Genomic DNA, 17,101 nt, shown 5'->3' with positions numbered 1-17,101 from the left:
AGCGACAGACCATCGAACATCGGCGCTTGCAGCACCGCAAGTTCGCCGCCTAACATCAACCCCCTGACGAGGTCCGCACTCCGCTAATCTACGCCGCGAGTTGTGCCGAATGTTCTGACGACGGACACGACGCTCGACACATCGACCGCGACCTGCACTTTGCCGACTTGGGCAAAGGGATCGTTGTTGCGCGCATAGTCATTGAGCGCCTGCGCGCCGCGGTCGGTGGTGAAGTCGTAAGCCCTGAGCCAGTCTTGCCGCAGCACGATCGGATCGGCGGGAATGGCGCGCACCTGTTCGATGAAGCGAGCAAGGTGGAACGCCATCTGCGGGTCGGTCGGGCGATAATCGACATCGGCAGGGGCGATGGCCTGTGCCTGGCCAAGCTTGTCGACCTCGACCACCCAGGGCGTGATCGTGCCGCGCGCTGATTGCCAGACGAGACCGCCTGCCAGCCCTCCCGAAAGCGCAAGGCAACCGAAGAAGGCGAGCCGCCAGTTTTTCGCCTGCACCCGTGCTGAACCGATGCGGTCGTCCCAGACCTGGGCGGCGCGCTGATAGGGTGTGACGGGCTCGGGACTGGTCCCGTAGCGGATGGAGGGGCGTCGAAACATGTCGGATCCTTTTCGGAAGTTTCAGCTTTTGTCGGAGATGTCGGGGCCGGAGCCGCCGCCGTGGCTGTCGCCGCCCTTGAGGGTATGCGAGGCCATGTTGGCACCCTGCGTCATCGCCTGACGCTGCTTCATCGCGGTGGCCCATGCAGGAGGGCCATCGCCGGCGCCGGTCGTTGCCGCATTGGCGGGCGTCCCGGCCTTGCCAGCGGCATAGTTCGCTTTGAGGCTGTCCGCGGCGCGGCGAAGTGGTGACGCCGCGCTGCTTGCGGCTGATTTTGCTACATTGGCGAGACCCGAAGCAGCCGCAGCCCGTCCGGTTTTGCCAGCGGCTCCGGCTGCATAGGCACCCGATGCGCCGCCTGCCGCGCGGGCACCGCCCATGGCCGTGCCCGCCATGGCAGAGCCGGCGGCACCTGCCGCGAGCTTGGCACCTGCGATACCGCCCGCAATCGTTGCGCCAGCAGCGATCGCAGTGCCTGCCGCTGCGCCTGCGCCAAGCTGCGGTCCGCCCGAGACAATTCCGTTGGCGATGCTGGGACCAAAGATACCGAGGCCGAGCAAGGTCAGGGCCGCGAGCGCAATCGCCATGACTTGCTGGATGTCGGGTTCGACCCCGAGTCCGGCATTGATGAACTGCGTGAAGAGGGTCGTGCCAATGCCGGTGATGACGGCAAGCACCAGGACCTTGATGCCGGAGGAAATGATATGGCCAAGGACGCGCTCGGCCATGAAGGCGGTGCGCCCGAAAAAGGCGAACGGCAGCAGCACAAAGCCGGCGAGGGTCACCAGCTTGAACTCGATGATGGTGACGAAGACCTGGATCGCCAGCACGAAGAAGGCGATGACGACGATCAGCCAGGAAATCAGCAGGATCAGGATCTGCACAAAATTAGTGAATAGGCCCACTGGCCCGACAAGGTCGGCGGTGGCATCGAGCAGCGGCTGCCCGGCATCAAGACCGGTTGCGGCTACAACGCCGGGGCGCATGAAATCGCCGATGGCCATGCCGCTGCCACTGGCCTGCAGGCCAAGCCCGGCAAAGCTCTGGAGCATAATGCCAGCGAGATTCGAGAAGTTGCCAATGATGAAGGCGAAAGTGCCGATGTAGAGCGTCTTCTTGATCAGGCGCTGCAGCACATCCTCATCGGTGCCCCAGGCCCAGAACAAGGCAGCTATGGTCACGTCGATGACGATGAGAGTGGTCGACAGGAAGCCGACCTCACCGCCGAGCAGGCCGAAGCCGCTGTCGATATACTGGGTGAAGACCGTCAGAAACTGGTCGATGACGCCGGTATCATTCATGGCTGCCGGTCCCTTCCATGGAAAAATCGGCGGCGCTCAGCTTCCCAGACCGCATCGCATCCCGATTCCGGCATGGTGATCGTGCTGCAGCGCTTGAGTTCTGCGGCGTGAGGGTTCGGAGATCCTGTCTCGTCCGCGACATAGGTCGTTGTGTCGTGCCGAGCCGGCGGCCGCGTTGCCGAAACAACCGCGACCGCGATCAGCAATCCGCCAAAAGCGGCGGCTGCCGCCAGCTTGACCGACCGGCTCATGTCAGTTCCGAGTCCGGAAGCGGCGGAAACGCTCGCGGCCCTCGGCCTCGGTCGCGGCATTGCGCGCGGCCTCGATCGACTGCGCGCGGCCCTGCGCAGCAATGGCGGCGGTCAGATCGGCCAGTTGCTGGGTTTGCAAAGCCAGTAGCTGATTGCCGGCCTGTGCCGCCTGCAAAGCCCCGGTCGCTGACTGGCTGGCACCGACCAATGTCGTGATCGAGCTGCGGGTCGCACCCAGATTGCCGACGATCCCGGCCTGCACCTTCATGGCATCTTCGAAGGCGCCGACGCTGTCCTGCCAGCGCGCATTGGCGTTGGCGACCATCTGGGCTTGCCCGCCGGTCAGTGCCGCCCCCTTGTAACGGCCGTTGAACACCTGCTGCACGTTGGTCACGTCATACGCGATGCGTTGGGCCTGGTTCAGCAACTGGCGGGTCTGGTCGACCTGTTGCTGCAGCGTCTGGATCGTCGAGACCGGCAGACTGGCCAGGTTGCGGGCCTCGTTGATGAGGCTGGTCGCCTGGTTCTGGATCTGCTGGATCTGATTGTTGATCTGCTGCAGCGTCCGGGCGGCGGTCAGCACGTTCTGCGCGTAGTTGCTGGGGTCATAGACGATCCCGCCAAACTGGGCCTGCGCCGGCGCGGCGATCATGGTGCCTGAAACCAGCGAAGTGGCGATCGCCGTCGCCATGAGAGCGCGGCGGAGGACGGGTATTTTCATGGGCGGTTTTCCTTGTCCGTTAGTGCGGGCGGCGGGGGAGGAAGCAGCTCGGCCGCCCATGCGAGGCTGCGGTTCTGGAGCCAGGCCGATGCAAAGCCTTCGCGGCCATGGGCTGCGACAAGTTCGGCGATGCGGATCTGATCGGTTTTGGAAGAAGCGGCGCTGAAGGCGAGTGCGACATCGCCCAGGCCCAGCTCGAACAACCGGTTGCCGCGCCGCGACTGGCAGTAATAGTCGCGCTTCGGGGTAGCCCGGCTCAGGATTTCGATCTGGCGATCATTGAGGCCGAACCGCTCATAGACCCGTGCGATCTGCGGTTCGGCTGCGCGCTCGTTGGGCAGAAAGATGCGCGTCGGGCAGCTTTCGATGATGGCAGGCGCGATGGCCGACGTCTCGATGTCGGCAAGGCTCTGGGTCGCGAAGATGACGCTCGCATTCTTCTTGCGCAGCGTCTTCAGCCATTCGCGCAGCTGCGCGGCGAAGGCCGGGCTGTCGAGCACGAGCCAGCCTTCATCGATGATGATCATGGTCGGCGAGCCGTCGAGCCGCCCCTCGATCCGGTGGAACAGATAGGCGAGCACAGCAGCGGCCGATGACGCGCCGATCAGACCTTCGGTTTCGAAAGCCTGCACAGACGCCTCACCCAGACGTTCCTGTTCAGCATCGAGCAGCCGTCCCCATGGACCGCCGATGAGATACGGGGCTAGTGCCTGCTTCAATTCCTGGGATTGCAGTAGGACCGCGAGACCGGTGAGTGTGCGCTCGGCAGGTGGTGCGGACGCAAGCGATGTCAGGGCCGACCAGAGATGCTCTTTGGCGGCAGGGTCAATCACCATGCCTTCCCCGGCCAGCATCGCCGCCAGCCATTCGGCGGCCCAGGCGCGTTCGCCGGCGTTGTCGATCCGAGCAAGCGGCTGCAGGGCAACGGCAGCGCCGTCGCCTTCCTCGGCATGCAGCGCGCCGCCGAGATCCTGCCAGTCGCCGCCCATGCCGAGCGCGGCAGCGCGGATCGATCCACCAAAATCGAAGGCGAAGATCTGGCTGCCTTTGTAGCGCCGGAACTGCAGCGCCATCAGCGCCAGCAGCACGGATTTGCCTGCCCCTGTCGGGCCAACGATGAGGCTGTGTCCGACATCGCCGACATGAAGAGAAAGGCGGAACGGGGTCGAGCCTTCGGTCTTGCCGTAAAGCAAGGGGGCGTCACCGAAATGCTCGTCCCGTTCCGCTCCCGCCCATACCGCTGACAGGGGGATCAGGTGGGCGAGATTGAGAGTGGAAATGGGCGGCTGCCGGACATTGGCGTAGACATGGCCGGGGAGCGATCCGAGCCATGCCTCGAGCGCATTCATGCCTTCGATCGTGCAGGTGAAGTCGCGGCCCTGGATGACCTTTTCGACCAGCCTCAGCTTCTCCGCCGCCAGCGCCGGGTCGCGGTCCCAGACCGTGACCGTCGCAGTGACATAAGCAATGCCAGCATGATCCGCGCCGAGTTCCTGCAGCGCCATGTCGGCATCAGCCGCCTTGTTCGAGGCGTCCGAATCCATCAGCACCGATTGCTCGTTGGTCATCACCTCCTTGAGGATGGCAGCAACCGATTTGCGCTTGGCAAACCATTGCCGCCGAATCTTCGAGAGCAGTTTGGTGGCGTCGGTCTTGTCGAGCATGATTGCACGCGTTGACCAGCGGTACGGGAAGGCTTGCCGGTTGAGCTCATCAAGCAGCCCGGGAAAGGTCGCCGTCGGAAAACCGGTGATGGTGAGCGTGCGCAAATGATGGGCGCCGAGCATGGGTTCGAGACCGCCGGTCAGCGGCTCATCGGCCAGCAGCGCGTCGAGATAGACCGGCGTTTCGGGCACGCGGACGCGCTGCGTCCTGGTCGATACCGTACTGTGGAGATAGGTCAGCGTGGCGGCGTCATCGAGCCACGCTGCCTCGGGCATAAATCCCTCAACCAGATGCAGCACGCGGTCGGTACGATCGGCGAAGGATTTGACGAGTTCCTTGGGATCGACCCCGGTCGACGCCTTGCCTTCGTAGAGCCAGCCTTCGGCGCGCGCGGCTTCCTCGGGCGGCGGCATCCACAGCAGCGTCAGATAATAGCCGCTTTCGAAATGCGCGCCTTCCTCACGAAACTGTTCGCGGCGTTCCCTGTCGACCAGTGCCGACACAGGATCGGGAAAGCGGGATTGCGGATAGGCTTGCGCCGCGGTGCGCTGCGCTTCGACGAAAACCGCCCATCCCGAGCCCAACCGCCGCAGAGCATTGTTGAGCCGGGAGGTGACGGCCACGAGTTCAGCGGGCGTGGCACTGTCGAGATCGGGACCGCGAAAGCGCGCCGTGCGCTGAAACGATCCGTCCTTGTTGAGCACCACGCCCGGCCCCACCAGTGCGACCCAGGGGAGGAAGTCTGCGAGACTGGCGGATTTGGTCCGATATTCCTGAAGCGACATCATGGCCGCACCCAGGTCGGATATTTGAGATGGCGGCGCGCGACATCGACAAACTGCGGATCGCGGCGTGCAGCCCAGACCGAAAGCACATGGCCGATTCCCCAGATGGCAAGGCCAGCGAACCAGAGCCGCAAGCCGAGGCCAATCGCGCCCGCCAGCGTGCCATTGACGATGGCGAGTGCGCGCGGCGCACCGCCGAGCAGGATCGGCTCGGCAAGGGCGCGATGGACCGGGGCATAGAAGCCGGGGATGTCGTCTGCCGACGTCATCAGATCAGCGCCCCGCCGCCGAAGCTGAAGAAGCTGAGGAAGAAGCTCGATGCGGCAAAGGCGATGGAGAGGCCGAACACGATCTGGATCAGCCGGCGAAAGCCGCCCGATGTATCGCCAAAGGCAAGGCTGAGGCCGGTGACGATGATGATGATCACCGCAACGATCTTGGCGACCGGCCCCTCGATGCTCTCGAGGATCGACTGAAGCGGAGCTTCCCACGGCATCGACGAACCACCGGCATGCGCCGGGGTGGCAGTGGCCACCATCACGAAAGCAGCGGTAGCAGCGAGCGCAGCGCGATTGGTGCCGCGCCGGAGGGCATGGATCATAGGGGGTCTCCTTGGGTTTGGGTGGCGGGAATCAGGCGATAGTCGCCGGTGACCGGGTCGAGCCCGTCGACGCGGGCCAGTTCGGCGAGACGCCGCCCGGTGCCGTCACGCACCAGCACGGCAATGAGGTTGATGGTCTCGGCGATCAGGGCGCGCGGAACAGTCACGACTGCTTCCTGGATCAACTGTTCCATCCGCCGCAGGGCACCAATCGCGCTTCCGGCGTGGATCGTCCCGATTCCTCCGGGGTGGCCGGTGCCCCAGGCCTTGAGGAGATCAAGCGCCTCGGCCCCGCGCACTTCGCCAATCGGAATCCGGTCTGGGCGAAGGCGAAGGCTGGAACGGACCAGATCGGATAGCGAGGCAACGCCATCCTTGGTCCGCATCGCCACAAGGTTTGGGGCGCGGCATTGGAGCTCGCGGGTATCTTCGATGAGAACCACCCGGTCTGTGGTTTTGGCGACCTCGGCGAGCAGCGCGTTCGTGAGCGTCGTTTTGCCGGTGCCAGTGCCCCCAGCGACAAGAATGTTCAGCCGCTCTGCAACGCCCCAACGAAGCCTGTCCGCTTCAGCTGCGCCCATGATTCCTGTGCTGACATAGTCCTCGAGCAAAAATACCGCGACGGCGGGCTTGCGGATGGCAAAGGTGGGAGCCGCCACCACCGGTGGCAGGAGGCCTTCGAACCGTTCTCCGCTTTCCGGCAGCTCCGCTGACACGCGTGGTGCATCGCCGTGAACTTCGGCACCCACATGATGGGCAACCAATCGGATGATGCGCTCACCATCGGCTGCGGTCAGGCGTTCACCGCTGTCGGACAGTCCGATGCCCAACCGGTCGACCCAGAGGCGTCCATCAGGATTGAGCATGATCTCGATGATCTGCGGGTCAGCCAGCCAGGTCGCGATCGATACGCCCATCGCCGTGCGCAGCATGCGTGCGCCGCGTGAACGTGCTTCAATTCGGACTGGCTCAGCGCCCATCGGATACCCCGCTTCAGGAGCGGGACAGGATCGTCCGGCTCGACGGGGACGAGTAAGAGACGCAGAAAAGGGGCTAGTTCAACAAGGATTTAGCGTCGTAGCAGTGGGGGATAGAAAAACAGGGAGGAGCGTAGTTCGAAACGCTTTGACGATGGCCTGTGCGCCGCCGACGCACGCCTGAGGGAGTCAATTGCAACTCGAACGGTGCGCAAAGGCAGAGATAGAGAAATTCTTGAAACTTTCACTATTAGGAAGTATTGAGAATTTTATGTCCAGCCTAGCGCAACAGGTATCCGCAAGCGCGCTGCGCGATCGGGTCTTCAACGAACGCCAGCTCAGCGAACTGCTGGGGGGAGGCAATGCGCGGCGTTATGGCCTCGTCAACCGCGCCCTCAAGGACGGGTCACTAATTCGCCTGAAGCGCGGGGTTTATACGCTTGCCAAGGCGTATCGAAGCGCTCCTGTGCATCCCTTCGCGGTGGCGCAGGCTTTGCTTCCCGGGAGCTATATTTCCTTTGAAAGCGCGCTGGCTTACCATGGCTGGATTCCTGAGGCAGTGCTTGTCACTGCCAGCGTGACGCCGGGGCGTAAAACGCTGGAGATCCCGGCCACCGAATTCGGCTCCTTCAAATATCATCCGCTGGCCATTGCCGATTATCGCTTCCTTAGCGGCGTCGAGCGCGTGACCTTCGACAAGCTCACCGCCTTTGTCGCTAGGCCGCTGCGCGCCCTTATGGATCTTGTCGCCCTGCGCAAGGTGGAATGGCCTGGCCTCGATTGGCTGACCAGTGGCATGCGGATCGATGACGAGGCGCTTCTGGCGTTGACGGAAACGGACTTTGTCGCAGTGAAGTCGGTCTACAAGCACAAGGCAGTGAACGCCTTCCTTTCCGAGCTTGAAGATGTGGTTCTGACGACAAAACGGGCTCAAAGCAGGGGATCTCTGCATGATTGACATCATCAAAGAAAAGCTCGGCCGCTATGGCGCCACCAATGCGCTTGAAGAGGAAAACGCGCTCAAGGAGATCCTCCAGGAGATTGCGCTATACGCGCTGTGGCGCGCCGATTTCTTCGATTGCGCCCTGTTCCAGGGCGGCACCAGCCTGCGCATTTTACACGGCCTGCCACGCTTTTCCGAGGACTTGGACTTTCTCCTGCGCGTGCCGAACATGGACTTCGACTGGTCCCCTTACCTCGAGGGAATGACCGAGGTGTTCAGCCAGTTCGGGCTGACGCTGGAAGCTCAGCCCAAGCCGCGCATGGATACGGCCATTCGCCAGGCGCTGCTCAAGGACGACTCCATCGCCAGCCAGCTCGACTTGTCATTCGCAGGCACCGGCCATCGCAAGGCGATCAAGATCAAGCTGGAAATTGATGTGAACCCGCCCGCAGGATCGGCCGAGGCGACCACCTATCTTGATTTTCCAGCTGATTATGAGGTGCGCCACCAGGATCTGGCATCAAATTTCGCGCTGAAGATTCATGCCTTGCTATGCCGAGGCTTCCTCAAAGGTCGCGACTGGTTCGACTTCTCCTGGTATGTTTCGCGCGGGCTCGAACCCAATTTCGTCCTTTTGCAAAACGCGCTGGTTCAGGCAGGGCCATGGGCCGGTGACGGGTCGCTCCACGTCGACATGTCATGGTTGAAGGCTGCGCTTTCTGGCACAATCACTCGGATCGAGTGGAAGGAAGCGGCAAAGGATGTCGAGCGCTTCCTGCGTCCTGCTGATCTCAAATCGGTTGATCTGTGGAGTGAGCGCTTTTTCCTCGCCAAGGTCGATAAGCTGGTCGCGGCGTCTGACAGCCAAGCTGTAGCCTAAAGGCCGACATGCCGGGGTATCCGTGGAGCGGCACGCTTGGCTGCCTCCGAAGCAGCAGCCAAAGGTGACACCCTCATTTTGTATTGAGCGTGACCGCCTTTGTTATCAGACTGGCAATGATGTCCGTTTGGGTAACGATGCCTTGCAAATGCATGTTGTCGTCCACGATCATGACCTCATGACCGTGACCATTGGCGAGAGGGGCGAGCAGCGCCGCCGCTGGCGCGGACACATGCGCCGTATCTGCCGGCGCCATTATCTCCGATGCAAAAGCCCCTTGTTTATCGAGGTCTGGCCATGTGATCACGCCGACCAGTTGGCCAGAGACATTCTCTACCGGTAGCGCACGCAGGTGCCTTGCGCGCAGCAGTCTATGCGCCTCCTCCACCGGGGCGGTTGCCGCAATCGTGATAACGTCGCGTGACATGATGTCGTTGCAGCTTAGCTGCTCGACCTGTCGCTCCGCCGCGCTGAGACCCGCCAATTCGAAAAGTTGCAAAAGATCGTCGCGATTGATGTCGAGCGTATCGCCAAAGCTTTCCAGCGCTGCGTCAACATCGCTCGGCCTCACCCCACTTCTGCTGAGCGGCGCAGAATCCTGTGTGCCGTGGGCGCTTTCGGTAAGCTTCGCCCGATGCGGATACGTGTGGCCTGACATGCGATGGAATGCCAGACCAGCGAGTATCAGCAGCAGTGAGTTCAAACCCACGGGATAAAGCGCGAACATGAACGGATGCGCGCTTCCAGCGGCCCCGCCGAGCACGGCTGACAGGGCGACTGCGCCGCCTGGCGGATGCAGGCAGCGCGCCAATGACATGACTGCAATGGCCAGTCCCACACCAAGCCCCGCTGCAACGGTAGCATTGGGGACGGCAAGGGCGACTGCGATGCCTACCAGGGCCGACAGGACGTTTCCGCCCAGGATTGACCCTGGCTGGGCCAGCGGACTTGCAGGCACAGCGAAAAGCAGGACCGCAGAGGCTCCCATCGGCGCCACGAGTAGAGGGTGCGCAGCTCCGGTACCGGCCAGAACGCCGCACAGCAGTCCCGTAGTCACAATGCCGATTATGGCACCTGCCACCGCAACAAGCCGCTCACGCGCGCCAGGTCCGGGCGGAGCCGCTACATACGTGCTGTAGTAGCGGCTCCAAACCAATCGCGGCGCAGTTTCAGAGCTCAAATCGGTAACTTTATCCATCTGTTCAGGCAGGGTTTATTGCCTCAGGCTGCCCGTTGCCATCGGTTTCAGCGTAGAGAACCTCTTCTTTGCCGATGAGGATGTCCGCAAGCGCCCAATAGGCCTCACCCCATGCACCGAGCACTTCGTCGGTTGCAGCATCGCCCAAAACGTCTCGGATCGCGGGCAGCAGGGCATTGGCCACCAGAGGATAATGTTCGGCCTTTACGCCAGTCTCCACATGCCGTGCAGCCATCCGCATCACCGGCGCAGTCAAGGCCTCCAGCTTGTCGATGTTCTGCGCATAAGCGAGGATAGCGCCAGCCAGACGCTTCGGCTGTTCCCCGCTTTCCTGCGCGGCTTGGTCGAACATGGCCTTCACGTCAGGGTCGGTGAACAGCCGCTCATACATGCGAGTCGTGATGGCAAGGCCGTGCTGCTGCAATGCAGGCGCGGTCGATTTTACGATGGCTTTGGTTTCGGCACTCAGTGGTTTGCGCACAGCTATTCCTTTTGGTGTTGTGGGTTGAGAAAATTGGGAACGAAGAAATCGGTGCTGTCAGGTGCGGCTTTGCCGATTGCCTGGCACGAATGCTCGGAACATGAACCAGGCGAACGCAAACACACCCACGCTGAAGACGACATCCCCGGGCACCCGTGCCCAGACCAGCGCCTGCATGATCGGGCTATGGATGAATTCCGCCGAACGCGCATAGGCATAGCCATGTTCAACACTGGCATAGGTTTGCAGGATACCCTGCGGCAGCAGCGACAGGAGCGTCATCATCGCAATGCCGATGTTGAGCGACCAGAAGGCGATCTTGAGTGATTTCTGGCTCCATATCGAAACGTCGGTCAACCCACGCATGCAGTAGAGCGTGAGCCCCAGCCCCAGCATCCCATAGACCCCAAACAGGGCGGCATGGCCGTGGTTGGCAGTCGTGTTCAGCCCCTGCATGTAATAGAGCGCGATGGGCGGGTTGATCAGGAACCCGAACAGCCCCGCACCGACCAGATTCCAGAACAGAACGGCCGAGAAAAACATAAACGGCCAGTGATAGGTGCGCTCCCACTCGGCTTCATGCTCAACCTTGTGGCGCGTATAGGCCTCAAAGCCTACGACCAGCAGCGGCACAACTTCGAGAGCCGAAGCCATCGCCCCGACCGCGATCACCGAGGTTGGGGTTCCGCTGAAATACAGGTGGTGGAAAGTGCCCAGCACCCCGCCGAACAGGAAGATGATCGTGGCAAACAACACCATCACGGTCGCGGTGGACGTTCGCAGGATGCCCATGCGGACGAACAGCAGCGAGATGATCGCGGTAGCGAAGACCTCGAAAATGCCTTCAACCCACAGGTGCACGACCCACCAGCGCCAATATTCCATGATGGCGATATTGGTATGCTGGCCCCACATCAGCCCGGCACCGTAAAGCAGGCCGATAGCGAGCGCCGATACCAGCACGAGATAGATCAGCGATTTGCTGCCCTTCTCCTGAAGCACGGGCCACAGCGCTCGCACGACCAGTGCAACCCACAAGAGCAGTCCGATCAGCAGGTAGATCTGCCAGAACCGGCCAAGGTCGACATATTCATAGCCTTGATGACCGAACCAGAAATTGGCCGTCAGATTGTGGAAGAAACGGTGGACTGCCGCCCATTGCCCGGCAAACGAGCCGATCACGATGATCAGCAGGCTGACGAACAGGAAATTGACCCCGAGCCGCTGAAATTTGGGATCGCGGCCGACAAGCATTGGCGCGACATAGAGTCCGGTGGCGAGCCAAGCGGTGGCAATCCACAGGACCGCCAGCTGCGTGTGCCAAGTGCGCGTAATCGTATAGGGCAAATATTCGGCGAAAGGCAGGCCATAGAGCCCCTGTCCCTCAACCGCGTAATGAGCGGTGACAATGCCCAGCAGCACCTGCGTGACGAACAGGGCGCAGACCACCCAGAAGTATTTGGCCGTTGCGCGCATCGACGGGGTGATGACCGCCCCGCTCAGTACATCGGAAGCCGCCATGCCCTGTTCGGGCAATATGTCGCTGCGCCAGAGGTCAAACTGCTTGGCATAATAGGCGATCAGAGCGCCTGCTGCTGCCAGCAGCAGAATGACCGAGGCCAGACTCCACAGCAACGTGCCTGTTGTCGGGACATTGCCGACCAGCGGTTCGTGCGGCCAATTGCTGGTATAGGTTATGGTGTCGCCGGGGCGGTTGGTTGTCGCGCCCCAGGCCGACCAGAAATAGAATGCCGAAACCTGCCGCGCCTCTTCAGGCGACAGCTGTCCGTAGACCGGGAAGGCATAGGCTTTGCGCAGCGCCAGCGCGGCGGTGTCATTGCCTTCGTAGAGGCTGACGAAATGCGTCTGCACTTGTTTGATGGCCGCTGCGCGGGTGTCACTGACCGTGATGATCCCGGTTGCCGGATCATAGCTGTTGGTGCGCATTTCCTCTTGCAGCGCCGCTTTGTGCATCGCTTCATTCTGCGCCGGAGTGGCGCCTGCAATGGGGTGAGAACTTTGCAGAGCGAGCAAAGCCGATGCCTCACGGTGCAGCCAGTCCGCGCTCCAGTCGGGCGCGAGATAGCTGCCATGGCCCCAGATCGAGCCTTGCTCCATGCCGCCGATTGACTGCCAGACATTCTGACCGGTCTCGATATCCGTGCGCGTAAACAGGGTTTCGCCGCTCGCGGATTTTACTGCCTCGGGAATGGGCGGTGCTTGCTGATAGATTTGCTGACCAAAGAGCAACAGGGCGCCGAACATAGCGACCATGCCAACGACCAGGATGGTCCAAAGCCGTTTAATGCTGAATGTCGTTCCATAGCTTTCCATGGTCGTCCCCCCGAAGTTCAAAAAAGGCCGTGACTGCCGCCAACCGCGCCAAACACGGCCACAACGCCCAAAAGGCTCAGCACCTGATGCAATCGCATCATGCGCGCAAAATCAGCTTCCGGTGTGGTTGAGCTTGCCATGCGGCGATGCAAGACCAAGGGCTCCAGCACGAACAGCATCAGCGCGAACACGGCCCACAGCGCCACCATCAGATGCATCCACCAGAAGCTAAGCTCGGCAAACCGGCTCCACATATCGGCGCGGTAGATCAGCCACAGTCCGCTTGCCCCGGCCAGCGTGACCCAGATGCGCGCTTGCCATGCAAAGCGTCCCTCGATCTGATGAAACCGGGCAAGGCGCTCTACGGGACGTTCGCTGGCCCGCAGCGCGGGCATGACAACCCAGGTGACAAATCCGACGCCGCCGATCCAGAACAACACCGCGATCACATGGATAGCGCGAGCCAGAACAAGGTCATCCATTGACCGGTCCTTTGCTCAGATCAGGTCGTTCGCGCCAGAACTCAACCTGCATGCGCATTGCCCCGACGGGGACAACATAGTGCGTCGCCTGTGGTGGGATGATGGCGGGACTATCCGGCGTGACACGGTGTTCCGTAAGCGGCTCGGTGAAGATCAGCCGGACTTCGCCTTCCAGGACGCGCAGCAGGCCCCACGTCCCGGTTTTGGTGCGATGATCGTTGCGCAGCGCATCGGGCAAAGTCTGCTCGTCGAAGATGGGGGATGAGGCATAGGGTTCAGACATCAGGCAAGCACCTTTGCGCGAATCGCGGTCAGTCCGCCGCGATCAATCAGAATGCCGGTCAGCAGGCTTTCGCCAATGCGCCGCGCCGCGTCGCGAAAGCGGTTTGCCACTTCCTCGTTCGGTGCGATCCGGGTGAGTGTCACGTCCCATAAAGACTGCCACCGCGCAAAATGCTCTGCATCAAGCCCACCGATAGCCGTGTGCTTGCGCATGGGATTGCCACTGAAACGACCCGATTCCAGCATGATCGAGGCCCAGAAATCCTTCATCCGCGCCAGATGATGCGGCCAGTCGCTGACCTTTGCACCAAATATCGGGCCGAGCATGTCATCAGCCCGAATAGCTCCGTAAAATTGCTCTACGAGCTGGGAAATGAATGCGTCATCGATCCCGCAGGCCAGCGCGTCAGCCATCTTGCGAGCGCGCACTTGCGCGACATGCTCTGACCCCGTCACAGTCTCGACTCGATTAAGAGGTATTTCATATGCATCGTTTAGGCGGTTGGCGGTTAAATGCAATATATGATATGCATCTTTTATGAGACTCTCGCTTCAAACCGATTATGCCCTGCGCACGCTGATGTTTTTGGCGGTGAAAGACGGCCATCATTCCATCGCCGACATTGCCAGCGCCTATGGGATTTCGAAGAACCACCTGATGAAGGTGGCTCAGCGGCTCACCGCCGAAGGTTTTGTCGAAAGCGTGCGGGGCCGCAGCGGCGGTCTCAAGCTGGCGCTCCCGCCTGCCGAATTGAATGTGGGCGTCATTGTCCGGACCATGGAAGATACAGGGACGTTCGTTGAATGTTTCGACCCGGCAACCAACACTTGCGTTGTCACCCCAGTCTGCGGGTTACGGCATGTATTGACAGGCGCTTTGGAGTCATTTGCCCGGCATCTGGATCAATTCTCCATCGCCGATCTGATTCCCAACAAAGAGAGGCTTGAGAGGCAGATCGACGGGGGGGGCACGCAACAGTCATGATGCACGGAGCCCCGGCGCTCCGATTCTCAAGCCGGCAGTTTTCAGGTAATGCGCCTTTGAGTTTGCATGACAGGGATTGGCGTGTTGATGAAGCTGAGGGCGATCTCCCTGGTCAGCTGATTGATGCGTCGGACTTCCCAAGTTCGACTTCATCCCGCAGCTTTGGTCCCGCCTCCATGCGCCGCGAGAGTGATTCCACAAATCCGTGCCACCTCTTCTTGCCCATCGCCTGCGCCGCCTTCATCGCGGCATCAGGCAGCGGCGGATTGCTGGTGAGCCAGAAGCGCACGAACAGGCCGATCGCTTCGTTCGTCAATTCCACATGCCATTCGAGCCGATCCAATTGCCGCGACAGACGATCGAGCCGTCTCGCCAGAGCGGCTTCCATCCGTTCATCCTGATCGGACTGCAGCAGAGACATCAACGCCGCCTCCACCACTTCGGTGCGCGAGACGCCGCGGGCATGAGCGCGTTCCTCCAGCAATTTGGCCAGTTCGATATCGAGCCGGAAGGTTTGTTTGCTGTGGGGCTTCTTCCTCACAGGTCGATGCCGTCATCGGGGTCGAGCGATGCATTGCGGGCATTGCGGTTCATTGTGCGATCAGCTTCCCGTTTGACCCTGGCTGCGTCATCCTCGGGCACATCGCGATCAAGATCGAACTCATTGACCGGTGGCTTGGGGACGGGAACGACATCCTCATGTTCGCCCAGTTCGGGTTCTCGCCTGATCCCGGAGTTCGCCGTATCATTTTCTGATTTGGCCCGATCAGCAGCTGACGGCACACCCGGCTTTGGCTGATCAACTGGCGGCTGTTCGGAGCATTTCTCTTCTGCCTTGGCTGGTTTGGTCGGCAGCGGTGCCGCAATGGGTGCGAGCGCAGACCAGTCGTCCTTTGGCCGTTTTTTTGGGTGCAGCGGCTTGGGAGTGGGTGCGGGTAGAAGACGCGCGCGAAACCGTGGGTCGAGAAAGTATTTTGCCTTTTCCGCGCGGATCGGCGGAGTGCTGGCCACCAGCACTATCTCCTCGTGCTCAGAAAATTGCTGAACTTCGCCGGGGGTCAGCAACGGCCTCGCGGTCTCAGTACGTGAGACCATGATATGGCCGAGCCATGGCGAGAGGCGATGCCCGGCATAATTCTTCATTGCCCGCATCTGGGTGGCGGTGCCGAGCGCATTGGAAACGCGGCTGGCGGTATTGTCATCATTGGCCGCGAACGCGACGCGGACATGGCAATTGTCGAGAATGGCGTTGTTTGACCCGTAGGCTTTTTCAATCTGGTTGAGCGACTGCGCGATCAGGAATGCCTTGATCCCGTAGCCTGCAACAAAGGCCAGGGCGCTTTCGAAGAAGTCGAGCCTCCCCAGAGCCGGGAATTCGTCGAGCATGAACATGACGCGCTGTCGGCGTCCTTTGGCTCTCAGCTCTTCGGTCAAGCGGCGCCCGATCTGATTGAGCATCAGGCGGACGAGCGGCTTGGTCCGGCTGATATCGGAAGGAGGAATGACCAGATAGAGCGACACAGGTGCCGCTGAATCGACAAGATCGGTGATGCGCCAGTCCGAGGCTCCGGTCACCTGCGCAATCACAGGGTCGCGGTAGAGGCCGAGGAACGACATGGCCGTCGACAGGACGCCAGACCGCTCATTGTCAGACTTGTTCAGCAGTTCCTGTGCTGCGGCAGCCACGACGGGGTGAACACCGTCTTTACCCAGGTGCGGGGTCGTCTTCATGCGGTGCAGCGTGGTTTCTATCGAACGGCGCGGATCGGAAAGGAAGCCAGCGACCCCGGCCAGCGACTTGTCTTTCTCGGCATAAAGGACGTGCAGGATCGTGCCGACGAGCAGCGAATGACTGGTCTTCTCCCAATGCGTGCGCTTTTCCAGTGACCCTTCTGGATCGATCAAGATGTCGGCGATGTTTTGGGCGTCACGCACTTCCCAATCGCCCTTCCGGACTTCGAGCAGCGGGTTGTAGGGGTTGGATGCGGGGTTGGTCGGATCGAACAGCAAGACGCGGCCATGCCGGGCGCGAAAGCCCGCTGTCAGATCCCAGTTCTCGCCCTTGATATCGTGGACGATGCAGCTGCCCGGCCAGGCGAGCAGCGAGGGGATTACGAGACCAACGCCCTTGCCGGAACGGGTCGGCGCAAAGCAGAGAATATGCTCGGGGCCATTGTGCCGCAGATACCGGTTCTTGTGCGAGCCGATCACCACGCCGTCTTGCTTCAGGAGGCCCGCCTTCTTGATTTCCTTGTCGGTTGCCCACCGCGCAGACCCATAGGTCTCTGACTGCTTCTCCTCCCGCGCGCGCCACACTGACATGGCGATCGCGATGACTATGGCGGCCATGGCACCCGAGACCGCGATGAATGCGCCGGTCTGGAAGATCTGTGGTGCATAGGCGTCGAACGCAAACCACCACCAGAAGAAGGCGTAGGGCGGGTAGATTGGCCAAGGTCCAAGCCAGAACCAGGGCTGGCCGAGCTCGGGTTGGTACGCAAGGGCGTGGGCCGTCCATTGGGTGGCACACCAGATGCCAAGCAAGGTGACGCTGATGACGGCGATGACCTGACCCCAGAGAATACGGGTGGCGTTCATTG

Annotated in this window: 18 protein-coding genes and 1 pseudogene; 3 read left to right on the top strand and 16 right to left on the bottom strand. The window is 61.4% G+C overall.

Annotated elements, in window-relative coordinates:
* Nucleotides 1-125 precede the first annotated feature (125 nt).
* From trbF to trbB, 8 genes and pseudogenes are all read right to left on the bottom strand, one after another.
* Nucleotides 126-614: pseudogene (trbF, locus tag IM784_RS12665) on the bottom strand (conjugal transfer protein TrbF); the annotation flags it as partial.
* 21 nt (nucleotides 615-635) lie between these two features.
* Nucleotides 636-1,916 (bottom strand): P-type conjugative transfer protein TrbL, encoded by a 1,281-nt coding sequence (gene trbL, locus IM784_RS12660; protein ID WP_199555686.1) that lies wholly within the window; start codon nucleotides 1,914-1,916, stop codon nucleotides 636-638.
* A complete protein-coding gene (gene trbK-alt / locus IM784_RS12655; RefSeq protein WP_019054735.1) occupies nucleotides 1,913-2,167 on the bottom strand; it encodes a putative entry exclusion protein TrbK-alt in 255 nt (84 codons plus the stop codon). Before trbK-alt ends, trbL begins: the two co-directional genes overlap by 4 nt.
* Nucleotide 2,168: 1 nt before the next feature.
* On the bottom strand, nucleotides 2,169-2,888 hold the full coding sequence (gene trbJ, locus IM784_RS12650) for a P-type conjugative transfer protein TrbJ (RefSeq protein ID WP_199555719.1): 720 nt from the start codon (nucleotides 2,886-2,888) through the stop codon (nucleotides 2,169-2,171).
* Nucleotides 2,885-5,341 (bottom strand): conjugal transfer protein TrbE, encoded by a 2,457-nt coding sequence (gene trbE, locus IM784_RS12645; RefSeq protein WP_199555685.1) that lies wholly within the window; start codon nucleotides 5,339-5,341, stop codon nucleotides 2,885-2,887. Before trbE ends, trbJ begins: the two co-directional genes overlap by 4 nt.
* Nucleotides 5,338-5,607: a VirB3 family type IV secretion system protein gene (locus tag IM784_RS12640; protein WP_199555684.1), complete on the bottom strand. Its 270-nt coding sequence runs from the start codon at nucleotides 5,605-5,607 to the stop codon at nucleotides 5,338-5,340. The genes trbE and IM784_RS12640 overlap by 4 nt, the downstream gene beginning before the upstream one ends.
* Entirely contained in the window at nucleotides 5,607-5,939 is a 333-nt protein-coding gene (locus IM784_RS12635; protein WP_006964034.1) for a TrbC/VirB2 family protein, read from the bottom strand. The genes IM784_RS12640 and IM784_RS12635 overlap by 1 nt, the downstream gene beginning before the upstream one ends.
* On the bottom strand, nucleotides 5,936-6,871 hold the full coding sequence (gene trbB, locus IM784_RS12630) for a P-type conjugative transfer ATPase TrbB (protein WP_374143591.1): 936 nt from the start codon (nucleotides 6,869-6,871) through the stop codon (nucleotides 5,936-5,938). The genes IM784_RS12635 and trbB overlap by 4 nt, the downstream gene beginning before the upstream one ends.
* A 316-nt stretch (nucleotides 6,872-7,187) precedes the next feature.
* Between trbB and IM784_RS12625 the strand changes: the two genes are divergently transcribed.
* Nucleotides 7,188-7,874 (top strand): type IV toxin-antitoxin system AbiEi family antitoxin domain-containing protein, encoded by a 687-nt coding sequence (locus IM784_RS12625; protein ID WP_199555682.1) that lies wholly within the window; start codon nucleotides 7,188-7,190, stop codon nucleotides 7,872-7,874.
* The gene (locus IM784_RS12620) at nucleotides 7,867-8,739 is read left to right on the top strand and encodes a nucleotidyl transferase AbiEii/AbiGii toxin family protein (protein ID WP_199555681.1); all 873 of its coding nucleotides are present in this window, start codon (nucleotides 7,867-7,869) and stop codon (nucleotides 8,737-8,739) included. Before IM784_RS12625 ends, IM784_RS12620 begins: the two co-directional genes overlap by 8 nt.
* A 73-nt stretch (nucleotides 8,740-8,812) precedes the next feature.
* On the opposite strand, the gene IM784_RS12615 is transcribed toward IM784_RS12620, so the two are convergent.
* Genes IM784_RS12615 through IM784_RS12590 form a run of 6 tightly spaced genes read right to left on the bottom strand, consistent with a single transcriptional unit; the run spans nucleotide 8,813 to nucleotide 13,972 of the window.
* Nucleotides 8,813-9,937 carry an HPP family protein gene (locus tag IM784_RS12615; RefSeq protein ID WP_199555680.1) on the bottom strand — a complete coding sequence of 375 codons (1,125 nt, stop codon included), beginning with the start codon at nucleotides 9,935-9,937 and terminating at the stop codon, nucleotides 8,813-8,815.
* Between the two features lie 4 nt (nucleotides 9,938-9,941).
* Nucleotides 9,942-10,418, bottom strand: coding sequence for a globin domain-containing protein (locus tag IM784_RS12610; RefSeq protein WP_026002423.1), 477 nt, complete (start codon nucleotides 10,416-10,418; stop codon nucleotides 9,942-9,944).
* Nucleotides 10,419-10,475: 57 nt separating this feature from the next.
* A complete protein-coding gene (locus IM784_RS12605) occupies nucleotides 10,476-12,752 on the bottom strand; it encodes a nitric-oxide reductase large subunit (protein ID WP_199555679.1) in 2,277 nt (758 codons plus the stop codon).
* A 17-nt stretch (nucleotides 12,753-12,769) separates the two neighbouring features.
* A complete protein-coding gene (locus IM784_RS12600) occupies nucleotides 12,770-13,234 on the bottom strand; it encodes a membrane protein (RefSeq protein WP_017183351.1) in 465 nt (154 codons plus the stop codon).
* Nucleotides 13,227-13,517: a DUF1971 domain-containing protein gene (locus IM784_RS12595; protein WP_017183352.1), complete on the bottom strand. Its 291-nt coding sequence runs from the start codon at nucleotides 13,515-13,517 to the stop codon at nucleotides 13,227-13,229. Before IM784_RS12595 ends, IM784_RS12600 begins: the two co-directional genes overlap by 8 nt.
* A complete protein-coding gene (locus tag IM784_RS12590) occupies nucleotides 13,517-13,972 on the bottom strand; it encodes a group III truncated hemoglobin (RefSeq protein WP_017183353.1) in 456 nt (151 codons plus the stop codon). Before IM784_RS12590 ends, IM784_RS12595 begins: the two co-directional genes overlap by 1 nt.
* Before the next feature lie 82 nt (nucleotides 13,973-14,054).
* On the opposite strand from IM784_RS12590, the gene IM784_RS12585 reads away from it, so the two are divergent.
* The gene (locus IM784_RS12585; protein WP_017183354.1) at nucleotides 14,055-14,501 is read left to right on the top strand and encodes an RrF2 family transcriptional regulator; all 447 of its coding nucleotides are present in this window, start codon (nucleotides 14,055-14,057) and stop codon (nucleotides 14,499-14,501) included.
* A gap of 112 nt (nucleotides 14,502-14,613) precedes the next feature.
* Here IM784_RS12585 and IM784_RS12580 read toward each other — a convergent pair whose 3' ends face one another.
* Together IM784_RS12580 and IM784_RS12575 are read right to left on the bottom strand one after the other, a co-directional pair.
* On the bottom strand, nucleotides 14,614-15,042 hold the full coding sequence (locus IM784_RS12580; RefSeq protein WP_066648874.1) for a ribbon-helix-helix protein, CopG family: 429 nt from the start codon (nucleotides 15,040-15,042) through the stop codon (nucleotides 14,614-14,616).
* Nucleotides 15,039-17,099, bottom strand: coding sequence for a conjugal transfer protein TraG (locus IM784_RS12575; protein ID WP_199555678.1), 2,061 nt, complete (start codon nucleotides 17,097-17,099; stop codon nucleotides 15,039-15,041). Before IM784_RS12575 ends, IM784_RS12580 begins: the two co-directional genes overlap by 4 nt.
* Nucleotides 17,100-17,101: the final 2 nt, after the last annotated feature.

The organism is Sandaracinobacteroides hominis (assembly GCF_016464365.1).
In the GTDB taxonomy this organism is placed as follows: Bacteria; Pseudomonadota; Alphaproteobacteria; order Sphingomonadales; family Sphingomonadaceae; genus Sandaracinobacteroides; species Sandaracinobacteroides hominis.
Note: the sequence above shows the minus strand (reverse complement) of the source record. Positions and strands in the feature narration are given on the sequence as shown.

Bases quoted from the DNA above. Each gene is read 5' to 3' on its own strand.
- trbL (WP_199555686.1), bottom strand. From the start codon at position 1,916: ATGAATGATACCGGCGTCATCGACCAGTTTCTGACGGTCTTCACCCAG.
- trbK-alt (WP_019054735.1), bottom strand. From the start codon at position 2,167: ATGAGCCGGTCGGTCAAGCTGGCGGCAGCCGCCGCTTTTGGCGGATTG.
- trbJ (WP_199555719.1), bottom strand. From the start codon at position 2,888: ATGAAAATACCCGTCCTCCGCCGCGCTCTCATGGCGACGGCGATCGCC.
- trbE (WP_199555685.1), bottom strand. From the start codon at position 5,341: ATGATGTCGCTTCAGGAATATCGGACCAAATCCGCCAGTCTCGCAGAC.
- IM784_RS12640 (WP_199555684.1), bottom strand. From the start codon at position 5,607: ATGACGTCGGCAGACGACATCCCCGGCTTCTATGCCCCGGTCCATCGC.
- IM784_RS12635 (WP_006964034.1), bottom strand. From the start codon at position 5,939: ATGATCCATGCCCTCCGGCGCGGCACCAATCGCGCTGCGCTCGCTGCT.
- trbB (WP_374143591.1), bottom strand. From the start codon at position 6,871: ATGCTGCGCACGGCGATGGGCGTATCGATCGCGACCTGGCTGGCTGAC.
- IM784_RS12625 (WP_199555682.1), top strand. From the start codon at position 7,188: ATGTCCAGCCTAGCGCAACAGGTATCCGCAAGCGCGCTGCGCGATCGG.
- IM784_RS12620 (WP_199555681.1), top strand. From the start codon at position 7,867: ATGATTGACATCATCAAAGAAAAGCTCGGCCGCTATGGCGCCACCAAT.
- IM784_RS12615 (WP_199555680.1), bottom strand. From the start codon at position 9,937: ATGGATAAAGTTACCGATTTGAGCTCTGAAACTGCGCCGCGATTGGTT.
- IM784_RS12605 (WP_199555679.1), bottom strand. From the start codon at position 12,752: ATGGAAAGCTATGGAACGACATTCAGCATTAAACGGCTTTGGACCATC.
- IM784_RS12600 (WP_017183351.1), bottom strand. From the start codon at position 13,234: ATGGATGACCTTGTTCTGGCTCGCGCTATCCATGTGATCGCGGTGTTG.
- IM784_RS12595 (WP_017183352.1), bottom strand. From the start codon at position 13,517: ATGTCTGAACCCTATGCCTCATCCCCCATCTTCGACGAGCAGACTTTG.
- IM784_RS12585 (WP_017183354.1), top strand. From the start codon at position 14,055: ATGAGACTCTCGCTTCAAACCGATTATGCCCTGCGCACGCTGATGTTT.
- IM784_RS12575 (WP_199555678.1), bottom strand. From the start codon at position 17,099: ATGAACGCCACCCGTATTCTCTGGGGTCAGGTCATCGCCGTCATCAGC.